At 52.6% G+C, this 14,192-nt stretch carries 9 protein-coding genes; 5 read left to right on the top strand and 4 right to left on the bottom strand.

What is annotated here, in order from left to right:
* Nucleotides 1–7: 7 nt before the first annotated feature.
* From EVJ30_RS08345 to EVJ30_RS08335, 3 genes are all read right to left on the bottom strand, one after another.
* Complete coding sequence (locus tag EVJ30_RS08345; protein WP_131456362.1) at nucleotides 8–703, bottom strand: CpsD/CapB family tyrosine-protein kinase; 696 nt, start codon at nucleotides 701–703, stop codon at nucleotides 8–10.
* A complete protein-coding gene (locus tag EVJ30_RS08340) occupies nucleotides 669–1,427 on the bottom strand; it encodes a YveK family protein (protein ID WP_131468713.1) in 759 nt (252 codons plus the stop codon). The genes EVJ30_RS08345 and EVJ30_RS08340 overlap by 35 nt, the downstream gene beginning before the upstream one ends.
* Nucleotides 1,428–1,634: 207 nt before the next feature.
* The gene (locus EVJ30_RS08335) at nucleotides 1,635–2,090 is read right to left on the bottom strand and encodes a hypothetical protein (RefSeq protein ID WP_070328439.1); all 456 of its coding nucleotides are present in this window, start codon (nucleotides 2,088–2,090) and stop codon (nucleotides 1,635–1,637) included.
* A gap of 669 nt (nucleotides 2,091–2,759) precedes the next feature.
* On the opposite strand from EVJ30_RS08335, the gene EVJ30_RS15150 reads away from it, so the two are divergent.
* Genes EVJ30_RS15150 through EVJ30_RS08315 form a run of 5 tightly spaced genes read left to right on the top strand, consistent with a single transcriptional unit; the run spans nucleotide 2,760 to nucleotide 9,649 of the window.
* The gene (locus tag EVJ30_RS15150) at nucleotides 2,760–3,833 is read left to right on the top strand and encodes a hypothetical protein (RefSeq protein WP_161568828.1); all 1,074 of its coding nucleotides are present in this window, start codon (nucleotides 2,760–2,762) and stop codon (nucleotides 3,831–3,833) included.
* Nucleotides 3,814–4,671 carry a diguanylate cyclase domain-containing protein gene (locus EVJ30_RS08330; RefSeq protein WP_161568827.1) on the top strand — a complete coding sequence of 286 codons (858 nt, stop codon included), beginning with the start codon at nucleotides 3,814–3,816 and terminating at the stop codon, nucleotides 4,669–4,671. The genes EVJ30_RS15150 and EVJ30_RS08330 overlap by 20 nt, the downstream gene beginning before the upstream one ends.
* Entirely contained in the window at nucleotides 4,661–6,358 is a 1,698-nt protein-coding gene (locus EVJ30_RS08325; protein ID WP_131468709.1) for a DUF2334 domain-containing protein, read from the top strand. The genes EVJ30_RS08330 and EVJ30_RS08325 overlap by 11 nt, the downstream gene beginning before the upstream one ends.
* 2 nt (nucleotides 6,359–6,360) lie before the next feature.
* Entirely contained in the window at nucleotides 6,361–7,608 is a 1,248-nt protein-coding gene (locus EVJ30_RS08320) for a glycosyltransferase family 2 protein (protein WP_131468707.1), read from the top strand.
* A 13-nt stretch (nucleotides 7,609–7,621) separates the two neighbouring features.
* Nucleotides 7,622–9,649 (top strand): cellulose biosynthesis cyclic di-GMP-binding regulatory protein BcsB, encoded by a 2,028-nt coding sequence (locus EVJ30_RS08315; protein WP_131468705.1) that lies wholly within the window; start codon nucleotides 7,622–7,624, stop codon nucleotides 9,647–9,649.
* A gap of 96 nt (nucleotides 9,650–9,745) precedes the next feature.
* Here the strand turns inward: EVJ30_RS08315 and EVJ30_RS08310 are convergent, their stop codons facing one another.
* Nucleotides 9,746–14,086, bottom strand: a complete 4,341-nt coding sequence (locus EVJ30_RS08310; protein ID WP_161568826.1) for an Ig-like domain-containing protein — start codon at nucleotides 14,084–14,086, stop codon at nucleotides 9,746–9,748.
* Nucleotides 14,087–14,192 lie beyond the last annotated feature (106 nt).

Raw genomic sequence — 14,192 nt, 5'->3', positions numbered from 1 at the left:
CGCCACCTCACTCGTACGCGTAATACTTATGCCGTCTGCTCTTCCGCTTGTTCAAGACGAGGCCGAGCATATGCGTCCCGGTCCGATCGAGCTGTTCTTTCGCTTTCACGACGAGTTGGCGCTCCGAATTCTCGCAGCCGATGACAAGGATCGTGCCGTCGGCAATTTTTGCGAGCAGACGGGCGTCCGCCACTTGCATCATCGGCGGTGCGTCGAGGATGACGATATCGTATTGCCGACGCACCTCGTCGAGCAGTTCGACCATCTGGTCAGAAGCGACGAGCTCGGTCGGATTCGGCGGGATCGGTCCGGCGGTGAGGAGCGACAACCGCTCGACGCCCGTCTGTTGGATGGCCCGCTCGAGCGAGATCCGACCGACGAGAATCGTCGATAGCCCGGCTTGGGACGAGAGGTTGAACGTGAACTGCGCCGTCGGTTTACGAAGGTCACAGTCGATGAGGAGGACGCGCTTTCCGAGCTGCGCATAGACGACGGCGAGGTTCGCGGCGGTCGTCGACTTCCCTTCCCCGGTCGAGGCCGATGTGACGTTGATCATCTGTAGCTTCTGACCGATCGACGTGAACTCGAGGTTCGTCCGGATCGTCCGATACTGCTCCGAGATCGGCGACTTCGGATTGGCGAGCGTGATCAAATCACGCTGCCCGTAATCAGGAAGATTGTCGTTCTTTTTTCTCAGAAACATGAGGGGCCTCTCCTTTCCCTTTAGGGGTGTTCGTTTTTATTTTTTTCGGTTTCATGTCACGCCGTTCGATGACCGGCACCGATCCGATGACGGGAAGGTCTAACAGCCGTTCCGCCTCTTGTTCGTTTTGGATCCGTTTGTCGAACACGTAGCGTAAGAGACCGATCAGCCCGCCGAAGAACAAGCCGACGAACATACCGATCATTGTATTGACGAGAATGTTCGGCGACACCGGGTTGAGCGGCACTTCAGCCGGTGACAAGATGCGGACGTTGTCGATGTTCATCAAGTCCGGGATCTCGTCCGCGAACACTTCGCTGATGACGTTCGCCGTCTCGGCCGCCACCGTCGCGTCCGTATGGGTGATGACGACGCTGATGACTTGCGACTCTTCCTCACTCTCGACCGTGAGCGCGTCACTGATCGGGTCTGGCGCGTTCGGGACGCGCTCTGTCACTTCGTTCAAGATGGCCGGGCTCTTCATGATGACCCGGTACGTATTGACGAGCGAGAGCGACGAGAGCACTTCCGAGCTGTCGACGCGGTCGCCTTCTTGTTCGGTCACTAAGAGCACTTGCGTCGAGGCCTCGTACGTCGGTTGGATGAACGCCGTGCTTACATAATAAGCAGCGAGCCCGCCGAGCAGGATGAACGGTACGAGTAACCACTTGCTTTTCTTAAGTACCTCGACGAGATCACCGACGATCGTCGTTTGCTGATTCATGAATGTTTCCCTCCTTATAGACAAAATGGACAACAGAAATAAGGCATGAGCCTACCGTAATACGTTCTTTCCCTGTTCATCTTGACAATCGGAGGGAATCATTTATCATTTTTTCGCAACATCATGTCATGTTGCCGTTCCGTTTCGTTCTTTGTCTTTTTAGGAACTTGGACCTAAAAAAAGACCGCCTCGCGAGGAGACGGTCGATCAGTTCAGTTCGCGCTGCAGTTCGCGGTCGGTGATATAGTCGGGTTCGAGTTTTAAGATGACGCGGTCGAAGGCGCGTTGAAGGCCGAACATGCCAAGCAACAGGACACCGAGCGCTAGAAAGAACGACGTCCCCGGCGAGCCGGTTTCAAACCACCCAAGCAACGCGTACAAGACAAGGAGGCCAAACAGCGTCAGCCAAAACGGGAAGCGGATGAGCCGTTGATACGTCGCGTCATCGTTGAACGTACTCCGGATTGTCCCGAGTTTCCATTCACGCACGAGCAGCGGGACGACGCCGAGGAAACCGAGTCCGATGAGGAGCGGTTGCGAGAGGTCGTCCGTTCGCAGGAACGTGCTCGTCAGGAAGATGGAACCGGCTCCGATCATAATCGCTTTTGCTTTGCCTTGCCGTGCATAGTCGACGAGGCGGCGGATATGTTGTTCGCGTTTCATAAGTCAGCTCCTCATGAGTAATTGGATTGATTCATATACGTCTCTTATTGCTGACAGGTTCCGAAGTCTTGGATGTGGATCATGATCTTACAGGTTTTTAGTTGACGACTGGTTTGTCAAATTAAGCGCAACACTTCCTCCTCGGATGCCTCGTGTGCGGTCTTCCGGCCCGGTGGATGGGCTTCCGTTAATCTTGGCAAACCCTTAGTGCGAGCACGTCTAGCGATGGATAGACCGATGCTGAAATGACCTCGTGTCGGCGTGAACTTTCGTCGCCTCCCTTGCTCGCGGAGCGCTAATCGGTACGTCGATCAGCCCCATGATGAAGACGAGATCGAGATATGTATCTATTTTCACGCTTTCGTGTGTGGTAAGATGGGTGTAGCTCATAGCGATTTATCCTTCCGAATGTTTGTTGTCGTAACTTCATTCTATACGAGGCCATCGCTATGGGCTTTTTTGTATACTGTTCCAGGTGTTGCACTTAATTTTATAATTCACCTTGACATTAATACACTGAATTGAGAATATTTTATTAAATTAACATTTATCTTTGTACTCCTAAACTTCGCATGTCAATGTTGCACACATCCTCTCCTAAAGCCATCAACAAATGATAGACGCATCCGATATCTTAATAAAAGAAACCTATTTATTGAGGAGAACTCTATGCGAAACAACATCCTTCTCGCCCTCTCCTGTGTGATTTCCTTAGCAGGATGCTCAATTGATCCGCCGAAACAACCGCCTCAAGACTATGACAGTGAATTTCCCGTCGAAACATTCATCCGAGACCATCTGTTAACGGCAGAGGGACTGTTGCGGACGAACATGACGGATCGTGACAGCGAGTTTTTATCTGAATCGATCGGTCTCTATCTACTCTTTTTAGTCGAGCGTAAACGCGAGAACGAGTTCGCCGATCAAATCGCTGTGCTGACAGACCATTTTCTTGACGAATCAGACTTGATTACTTGGAAGTTGGATCGAACGGGCGACGCGCTCGTCGCAAGTCCGGTCAACGCTTGGATTGACGATGCCCGCATCGTCCACGCGCTCTATGAGGCTGCACAGACATTTGACGAGCCGGAATATGCGGAGTTGGCAAGCCGTATCTCGGTGCCGCTCACGACAGTCGCAACCAAGCAAGGTCTTCCGGTTGACTACGTCGATTTGAAAACGAACGAGACCTCGGACGTCATCACGCTCAGCTACTTAGATGAGGCTGCGCTTGAATGGATGGCCCCCGCCTCTACACTTTACACGAACAGTAAAAACCTCTTGCTTGACGCACCGATTGACGGACCTTTTTTCGCGAAAGCTTATTCCATCACCGATGGGACGTACAGTTTTGACTCTGAACTCAATCTGATTGACCAGGTGTATGTCGCGCTCAGGTATGAACAGTTTGACCTTCCGACAGACCGCTTTTATGAGTTCTTCAAAATGGTGTTCGACTCTGGTCCGGTTTATGGCCGTTATGATCGCAAGACACAAGCACCGACAGTCGACTATGAATCTCAGGCCGTATATGCGCTCGCTGTCTTCTATTTACTCGAGCGAGATGAGCCTGAATTCGCCGAACAGGTGATGACAAGATTACGAGGTCTGGCTGTCCAAGATGAAACAGCCGCATTATACGGCGGGTATGTTGACGTCAAGACGCGACACACCCATTCTTTTGACAATCTACTGCCGCTATTGGCTGAAGGGAGACTTCTCGATGGACGCCTTATTCCGTAAGACAAGCATCATTAGCTTACAACTTACTGTATTCACCTTAGCCGCTATCGCTTTCATCCTGTACATGCCCGAGATGGGACGTGTCCATACCGAAAGCATGCTATTCGTCGCGTTTGCCACGGTATTGACGCTGTTCGCCGGTCTGCGAGCAGGTTTATTTACATCATTGGCCATCTTATTTTGCTTCGGCAGCCTCTACTTTTGGAATTTATTTTTCCGCCCTCAAGACGATACGCTCCTATTTGACGAGGCGACCCTCTTTTATTACGGTATTTCCTTAATCGGACTCGTCATCTTGAGCGGTTTGCTCCATGAGCGTATTAAAGCACTGCATACACTCAATCGAGATTTACAAGAACAAGTTAAGCAATTGGTCGCCATCGATACGGAGACCGGATTCGATAATCGGGGCCGATTCAACCTTGAACTTCAGCTCGAGTTGGATCGAACGAAACGGCACAGTGAGGCCTTCACTGTTTTCCTCTATAAAATCGATTATTTAAAGGAATTTAAAAAGCTGTACGGACAGCGTGAATATGAACGGTTCCTTCTTTACTTCAGTGAGCGGCTCTATCAATCGACACGGACGACCGATAAAAAATTCAGGCTCGACACGGAAGAGTTCGCATTGATTTTACCAGACGCCTCTGACGAGCATATGATGATTCTGACCGATCGATTTCGTCGTATGCTTGGGGACTACGAGACTGAGTCAGGTAAACTGGTCACGTTCACCCATCACATCGCCCACTATACGGTGACAGAAGACATCGCTGTAGACACACCGGACGAGATTTTGACGCTAATTGGAAATGAGTTGAAAAGCTATGCGTTATAATATCCTCGTGATGACCTGTCTGTTGTTATTGCTTCCCATGTACGTCCATGCCGATGAGCCGACGACCGTCGTCATCGTCTACAGTTCATCCGATGTCACCGTGCCACCAGACGTCCATAAGTTAGACGCCCTCGTCTCTAAGTTCACAGACGACGTTCGCCTTGTCCGCGACGTCGACGTCATGGCGAATACGTCCGATCACGCGAGCCACCTTTTTTACTATGGTGTGTCGATCGCCACAATCGCAGAGCCTGCACGAGACCTGCTCAACGATACAGACGTACCGGTCTATGCGATTGGTCACAATGTCGAACAGCTTGATGCGTTCAAGCAATATGACTTAAACCGTGTCCCGGACGCATCTAAATTTTTTCATGAGCGAACGGGCGAGACGGTATCGTTCGAACTTACGGACGTGGTCACGACGATTCGACGAACCGAGGACATGCTGGTTCACGCCAGCCTCATCCGCGATCAACAGATGACACCTGTGCTCGTCCAAATAGACGATACCTTTTATGCCGGTGTCAATAATCTATTGAACCGAACTCACCTGTTTGTTGCTGACAGCTTGTTTGACTTTTTCGATGTGGAAGCCAAGCCCGGTCATGTCGGATATTTGCGGCTCGAAGATATCAACCCGAGCTCCGACCCAGACTTGGTCGAGTCGGTCGGTACCTATTTACTCGATCGAGGCGTCCCGATCCTGCTTGCCGTCATCCCAATTTATACGGATGCTGAAAGCGGACAGACGATCCAGTTTTCCGAGCGTCCTGAACTCGTTCGGGTCTTACAAGAGCTCGAGGCTCGGGGGGCTACCGTACTCGCACACGGATACACCCATCAATACCGTTCTTCCGAGACTGGAGAAGGTTTTGAATTTTGGGACGTCGAGAACAACCAGCCGGTGCTCGTTCCCTCGAACGAGACACCCCCGATATTAAAAAGCCGCGAGTCCTTCTCGAGTGAAAGCGCTTATGTGTCGCATCGTGACGCGCTGCTTAAGGGTGAGACGACCTATATCCGTTCAAAACTGACGAATTCGATTCATTCACTCGTCTCGCTCGGGTTACATCCACTCGGGTTCGAAGCACCACACTATACGATGTCCCATTCCGGCTATGCATTGACTGCCAAGCAGTTCACGAACGTGTTCGGGCAAGTTCAATGGAGCAACACGAACTGGCAAACGATGAGTGCGACGCCTTACGTATCTAAACCGACACTTTTGCATGGTATGACGCTCTACCCTGAAACGATCGGTTACGTCCGTCCAGATATCCCCCGTCCGGTTGACGAGATGCGCCACGCGTTTGACGAGGTACTGCTCGTCCGCGAGTCAATGATCGGCGCGTTTTATCATCCTTACATCGGAACCGAACATTTGGATGAAGTCGTCGATTTGATGGAGTCGGCTCCAGGGTTTAGCTGGCTTGACCTGAGGACGACAGGAGAACGTGTGTCGACGGATGACATCTCGATTCAAGCTATCGACGGTGAGTTCGTCTTACAGGACGACCGAAACACCTTGCTTGAACGTTTGCGGTTTCTCGTTCCCGGCTCATTTTTAGAACGTGCCCTCGCAATCCTTGCTCTGATCACGCTCATTGCCGTCACTGCCTTTTTCACCTATACGATTTACTTGCGCAGTCAGCGCAAAAAACGTCTGTTTAAGGAGCGTGGATAATCATGGCGAACGGTCTATTCATCTTTTCACTCATCATGATTTGGACGATGCTCCTCTATCATATGTTCTTAATGCAAGGCGGTTTCTGGCATTTCATGACGTATCGTGACCCTATTCCGGAATGGTCGAAACAGATGACCGACCTGCCGAAGGTGTCCGTGCTCATTCCGGCCCATAACGAAGAAGTCGTAGTCGCTGCGACGCTTCGCGCGATGTCTCGAATCGACTATCCGAAAGACAAGCTCGAGGTCATCTTGATCAATGACAACTCGTCAGACCGGACGGGCGAGATTGCCCAGACGTTCGCTGCCAAGTTCCCGTTCATTCACGTCGTTAAAACGACACCCGAGTTTGCTGGCAAAGGCAAATCGTCAGCACTCAACTACGGATTTTCCCAATCGTCCGGTGACGTCCTCGTCGTCTATGATGCCGACAACACACCAGAAAAGGACGGTGTGTACCATTTGGTCATGGGGCTGATGAACGACCCGAAAGCTGGTGCTGTCGTCGGCAAGTTCCGTGTCACCAATGCGTATGAAACACTGCTCACCCGGCTCATCAATATCGAGACGATTTGCTTCCAATGGATGGCGCAAGCCGGCCGTTGGAAATGGTTCAATATTGCGACGATTCCTGGGACAAACTTCGCCATCCGGCGCCACATCATCGAAGAACTCGGGGGCTGGGATGAATCAGCGCTCGCCGAAGATACCGAGTTGACGATTCGCGTGTATGAGCTCGGCTGGCACATCCGATTTTTCCCCGCCGCCGTCACGTGGGAGCAAGAACCGCAGACGCTTAAAGTATGGTGGAAACAACGGACACGCTGGGCGCGCGGCAACCAGTACGTCGTCTTGAAATTCATGAGACAACTGTTCACGTTGAAGCAGAAAAAAATCATCTTTGATATCTTTTACTTCTTTTTTACGTACTTCTTATTCTTTTTTGGCGTCATCCTCTCGAACAGCCTATTCGTCATCAATTTGTTCGTCGACATCGGGCTCGAGGTTGGGAATATCACGCTCGTCCTTTGGGTGCTCGCTTTTTTATTGTTCGTCACCGAGGTATTCGTGACGCTCAGTATCGAACGCTCCGAATTCAATATTCAAAACTTTTTCACCGTCATCTTTATGTATTTTACGTACAGTCAGCTGTGGATTATTCTTGTCATTTACTCCCTTTATCTCGAGACGAAACGAGTACTCTTCAATCAAGAAGTAAAGTGGTATAAAACAGACCGATTCGGTTGAAAGGATGAAGCATATGAAAACAAATTTGTGTCTTGCGCTAGGAGCCTCCGTTTTACTGACCGCCATCCCTGTACAAGCGTCTGAACCGTTGACGTCAACTCTCCCGATTGAAGGAAAGAGCTCGACGGGGGACCAGGGCCTGACATTAAACGATGACGTCTTGCCCGGCGAAAGTTCGACACGTACTTACACGTATACGATTTTGAGTGATGAGACGACCGGCTCCGATAAACTCCTCTCACTCGACTGGGCTCATTCCAATTTGTTGATTCCTCCGTCAGCACTCACCGTAGAAATCGACGGGGAACCGGTACAATCCGTTGCGCTGTCAAAAGATACTGCCGACGGTAACCTGAACATACCGCTCCGAGCCGATCAATTGACGAAAGGGACACATGAAGTGACCGTTCGTTTCACCGGCATCGTGCGTGGAAGGATGTGTGACACGGGCAACACGTCTGGGAGCTGGCTCACGATTCGTTCCTCGAGCTTCGTCTCGGTCGGGAACGAGTCGGCGAACTTGTCGCTCAGTGACTATCCGAGCCCGTTCACCCAAACGTTCAACGACCGCTTGACCATCGTATTGCCTGACCAACCCGATACCGATTCGCTCGAAGCGGGCTTGTTGCTGTATCGACAAATGAAAGGAGACGCTGCCGACTCGGACAACGTTTCAATTCAATACGAGCGTCAACTCAAGTCGCTTGATGGACGATACATCTTTGTCGGACAAGCTGACGGCTTCACAGACTCCGTCAGTGAACTCATCGCCCAGCTTGACCTTGCTATCGAAGACGACGAAGTGTTGCTCGAACGGGCTACGATTACTGATGACGAGACGTCGGTCGATGCGCTATTCGTTCTCGCCCAAGACACGACAGCGTTCGAAGGAACACTTGATCACTTGTTGATTGAGCGCCAGCGGCTCCAACTCGATGGCGAACGCCTCGTTCTATCGAGCGCACCAAACGAGCGACCGCAGACAGATGTCATTTCGCTTCAGACACTTGGCGCGTCCGATCTTTTCTTGAGGGGCACACAGACTGTAAGTTCTAACTACTTCTATCCGTTACCGGTGCTTGATGACACATCGTCCGTCGAACTCGACCTTCAGTTCAAAGTGTCGGATAGCGTGTTCAGTTCAGACAAGGCCGGTACAGCCGCCGAACTGATCGCTTGGGTGAACGGTGTCCCCCATACCGTCCCGTTAAACGCCGAGGACAGTGAGGATGACTGGCAGCGACATGTCGTCACCGTCGATGCCTCGACGCTCAAACGGACGACGTTCCTCGATGTATCATTCGAAGCGAATGGCTTGCGGACCGAGGCCCCTTGTACCGACAGTGATTTGGATCGCTGGCTTTACATTTCTGACGACAGTCAGGTTCGATTACCGGCCAGCAACAGCCAAGCCAGCAACGAGGCGTTCTTGAATTTAGCAAGCCTGTTCTCGGCTGACGGTGGCGTCGTCGTCGTCGTCCCAGATGAAATTGATTCAATGATGCTCACGAATATATCGAACGTCATGGGCGAGCTCCCGGCAACACCGTTGACGGGTCAGATCCAATTCGTACAGGCGGGCAAACTCGACGAATCGCTCCTAGACGATCGCTCCGTCCTATTCGTCGGTGACCCAGAAGAGATGCCGATTTTGCGTGACCGTAAGGCAGACTGGCTCGTCACGGCGGATGAACGTGTCGATTTGGCGCAATACGGATTCGTACCGGAAACATCTGACGAATTCGCCTGGATTCAACCTTCACCTTGGAATGACGAACGGGCGATGGTCGTGATCGCGACGACTGAACGCATCGACCCAGCACTCATTCAGACGCTCGCCTTACCGAGTGAAACGTTCAACGTTGCCGTAAAAAATCAAAACGGTGCCGTCTTTACGAATAGCGACACGACCCAAGTCGAGACAGCCGGAGCGAACACAAATACCGTGACCTCATCTCGTCCTGTCTGGTATTTCGTAGGGTTCTTCGCACTGATCGCAGGAATCGCTGGCTTACTGTTCGTTTTACGTCGTAAACGTTGAAATGAATCATGCAAAACGGTCGGACCATGATCCGGTCGAATTCTTAGAAAAAGGTTAACGAAAACGCAGGTTGGCTTAGAGCCAACCTGCGTTTTGTCATCTTACGACTTTATTTGTCTTCTTCACTTCTTGATAACCGGTTTGGGTCATCTTCACCGTAATGACCGTCCCTGTCTTTTGTTTCGGGATCATCAACCGATAGTTCCCTTTCGCGTCGACTTTTACCGCTTTACTGATTGCTTTCGTCCCGACATACGCCTGTACCGTCGCGGCCCGGTTCCCTTTGCCGGTCACGATTGTTTGCGTCGACTTGACCGGATTGGTCGTGAACGTCGTGAACGTATTGAGCACTTTCGTCGACGTCAGGCTCGAGACGTTACCCGCCGCATCGCGCCCCCGGACGGAGACGGTCGCACCTGGTTTCGTCGTCTTCAGGTTGTACGCATAGACACCGGTCGAACTCGCCTTCGTCGTATACGTCCGCCCGCCATACGTGATGAGCACGGTCGCCCTCGCTTCCGTTCTACCGGTCACGCGTGTCGACTTGTTCGTGAGTGTGAGGATCGTCGGTTTTGTCGGCCCGACTTTATCAATCGTGAACGCGAGCCAGCTGTAGTTGCCAGCCACATCCGTCACACGGAGCGTGTAGTTGCCTGACGCACTCACTTGCGTGTTCGTCCGGAACACCTTCCCATTCAACGTCGCCGTGCCTTCATTGAACCGAATCGTGACGGTCTGCTTCGTCAGCTGATTTGCCGTCACGCCGGTGATGGCTGGACGCGTCCGGTCGATTGTGAACGTCTCAGTCGTCTCGTTGCCACTCGCGTCGACTAGGCGCAACGTGTACGCCCCTTCCCGGGAAATACGTGTGCCCGAGGCGAACGGTTGTCCGTTCAATGTCGCCGTCCCTTCTGCGAATGTCGGTGCGACTTCGCGGTAATGCGTCTGGCCTTTGTTTAAACCAATTACTGCAGGGGGTGTCGCGTCAACCGTGAAACGGATGACTGTCTCGTTGCCGGCTTCGTCCGTCACGCTCAACGTATAGTCACCGTCTGTTGATACGGTCTGGCCAGAGACGAACGACGCCCCATTCAATGTCGCCTTGCCTTCGGTGAAGCGCGGTGTCACACTGACATACGTCTTGCCGGCTTCGACACCACTCACTTCCACTTTCGTCTGATCGATCGTAAAACGAATCTCGGTCTTGTTGCCGGCCAAATCCGTCACGACGAGCGTATACGTCCCTTCATTCGTGACGGTCGTGCCGCTCGTGAAGTCCCGTCCGTTCAACGTCGCTTTGTCCGTGAAGACAGGGATGACGGCTTTGTTGAACGTCCCGTTCGTCGCGCCCGTGACGATTGGCGCGGTCCGGTCGATTGTGAACGCGCGCGTCGTCTCATTTCCAGCAGCGTCTGTCACGACGAGTGTATACGCACCGTCGCCCGTGATGGCTTGTCCCGATGTGAACGGTTTCCCGTTTAAGGTCGCCGTCCCTTCCGTGAAACGTGGGGTGACGATGTCTTTCGTCACTCCGTCCGCTACCCCGGTCACCGCGACCGGAGTTCGGTCAATCGTGAACTCGCGCATCGTCTCATTTCCAGCAGCGTCTGTCACGACGAGTGTATACGTGCCTTCTGTCGTGATGCGTATGCCGGGCGTATACGGTTTCCCGTTGAGCGTCGCCATTCCTTCTGTGAACGTCGGTGTGACCCCGTCTTGGTAGAACGCCGCGTCAACGCCTTCGATTGCCGGGGCGATGAGGTCGATGGTAAATGTCAACGCCGTCTCGTTACCGGCGAGGTCGGTCACGCGCAAGACGTATGTCCCAGCCTTCGTCACGGCTCCGCCCGTGAACGGTTTCCCGTTCAACGTCGCTGTCCCTTCATTGAAGGCTACCGTGACGGCTTTATTGATTAACGCTTGGTCGGTTACCCCGGTGACGACTGGGGCAGTCTGATCGATCGTGAATTGCAGCGTCGTCTCATTTCCGCTCGCATCTCGAACGAGGAGTGTGTACTTCCCGTCTTGATCGACCGTCTGGCCAGAAGTGAACGGTTTCCCGTTCAACGTCGCGGTTCCTTCATTGAAGGTAATCGTCGCTGGCGTGGAGACAGATTTACCGTTTTCCACACCTGACACGACAGGCGGGAGGACGTCACGAATCTTTTTCGTATACACGTCACTCGTCAGTAGGCCGCGCGTCGCTTGAATCGTAAACGAATCGGTAGTCAAATCAAGACCGGTGAAAGCGAACGTCCCGTCCGTTTTCGCCGTCGTCACGACCGGCAGTTGTCCGAGTGTGAGCGTGAGCTCCGTACCCGGCTCAGCCTTCCCCCGAATCGACGTATCCCGATTCGTCACGTCGTCGACGTGGAATACTTCATAACGACGTGTCACGTTCTCAGACGTGAGCTCGATCTCATCGACCGCATATGCCGTGAGCGACATGGTCTCGCTGAGTGGGATTGCCCCCGTATACGGGCTAGCAGCCTCATCATTTTTGGCGTAGTAGACAGTCGCCTGCTTCGTCGCCGTCAGTTCGGCCGTCTCACCTCGCAAGTAGATGCCGCTTTCCTTGCTCACCGAGACGACCGGCAAGTCGCGCGTATAGACTTTATACGTCCAGCGGTGAGTCTTTCCGAACTGGTCGGTCATCGCGAAACGAAGCGCGTGGTCACCCGGTGTTTCCATGTCCAGACGAAACGTCCCGTTTGCGTTTGCTTGAACCGCTTCACCGTTCACGTACAGTGTGCCGAGCGGGATGAACGCACCGGCGACGGCGACGTTCCCGTTCGTCTCAAATACTGGCGTCTCGTTCAAGCGGAACGGGAGCGTGCCATACAAATTGCTCGTTGCGATCATCGAGGAGATCGAGTTCGAACCCGACATCGTCACCATCCCGTCTTGGTACGGATAGTAGTGGCCAAATGTGAACGAACTCGCTCGAATCTCACGCTTCGCTTGGACCCCACCCGTCAGACGAAGCCGTCCGCCGACGTAAACGTTCCCGTTTAAGACGGTGTTCTGTCCGAGCGTCAACGTCGCACCCGGCATGATGTAGACGTCTTGATTGACTGTCGTGTAGCTCCACCAGTCGTCCGCATTGACGATGACCTCATCGACCGGTTCGATTTTCGGTAACGTCGTCACGGTGAATACCAACCCATCCGATACCGTCGTCGTATTTTGGTTCAAGTCAGCAATCGTCAATTCTTTCAGCTTCCACGTCCCTGCTCCTTCCGGGAAGTCGCTGCGGTTCAAATCGAATTGGAATCCTTCATTCGTCACGTTCGAACTAGAGAGCGTGATGGACTCTTCTCCGTTCACGAACACCGCATCGACCGACTTCAGTTTCAAGTCATCTGTGGCGAAGACGGTGAAAGAAGTAGCTTCTCCTTCGTCGAGCTGGGTGTTTGTAGCGTCAATGCGTTTGAACGTAGGTGCGACGGTGTCGGTTGAGGGGTAGCGGAATGAAAAGTCATAGTCGTCTGTTCCCCACAACGTATAGGAGTTGCTCTGATCATCTATCGCCGAAATATAGTGGAGGTGGTATACTCCGGCTTCCATGCCCTCCGTGAGCATCAGCTCTCCTTGATAACGACCGTCCCCGACGTACGTCAGCCAAACGTTCAATGAGTTTCCACTCTTCGGCTTCTTGAGATAAAGGTAAACCCGGTTCTGTTCGGTGACATTGTCTTTCACCACGACCTCAACCGGTACCGCATCTCCGACCGTGTACTCGCCCGGCGCAATCGTATAGCTCAAGATTTCTGGAGGTGATGTATCTTCATTCGTGTCGAACATAGTGATACTTTGGCCCTTATCATCCCCCCACAAAGTGTGAGCATTCCCTTGATCATCTATCGCCGAAATGTAGTTGAGATGGTATACGCCGGCCTCCATGCCCTCCGCGATCGTCAGCTCGCCTTGATAACGACCGTCCCCGACGTACGTCAGCCAGACGTTCAACGAGTTCCCACTCTTCGGCTTCTTGAGATAAAGGTAAACCCGGTTCTGTTCGGTGACATTGTCCTTCACCACGACCTCAACCGGTACCGTATCTCCAATCGTGTACTCGCCCGGCGCAATCGTGTAGCTCAAAATTTCTGGAGGTGATACATCTTCGTTCGTATCGAACATAGTGATGCTTTGGCCCTTATCATCCCCCCACAACGTGTAGGCATTTCCTTGATCATCTATCGCCGAAATGTAGTTGAGATGGTATACGCCGGCCTCCATGCCCTCCGCGATCGTCAGCTCGCCTTGATAACGACCGTCCCCGGCGTACGTCAGCCAGACGTTCAACGAGTTCCCACTTTTCGGCTTCTTGAGATAAAGGTAAACCCGGTTCTGTTCGGTGACATTGTCCTTCACCACGACCTCAACCGGTACCGTGTCTCCGACCGTGTACTCGCCCGGCGCGATCGTATAGCTCAAGATTTCTGGGGGGATTACGTCCTCCTCTGCCGTACCTGTCAGCTGAAATGAACCCAGCACCAACATAACAACCACCAATTGAATGAACCACTTCTTCATATGTTTT

The organism is Exiguobacterium sp. SH5S13, from assembly GCF_004337085.1.
GTDB lineage: Bacteria > Bacillota > Bacilli > Exiguobacteriales > Exiguobacteriaceae > Exiguobacterium > Exiguobacterium aurantiacum_A.
This window is presented reverse-complemented; position numbering and strand designations above follow the sequence as displayed.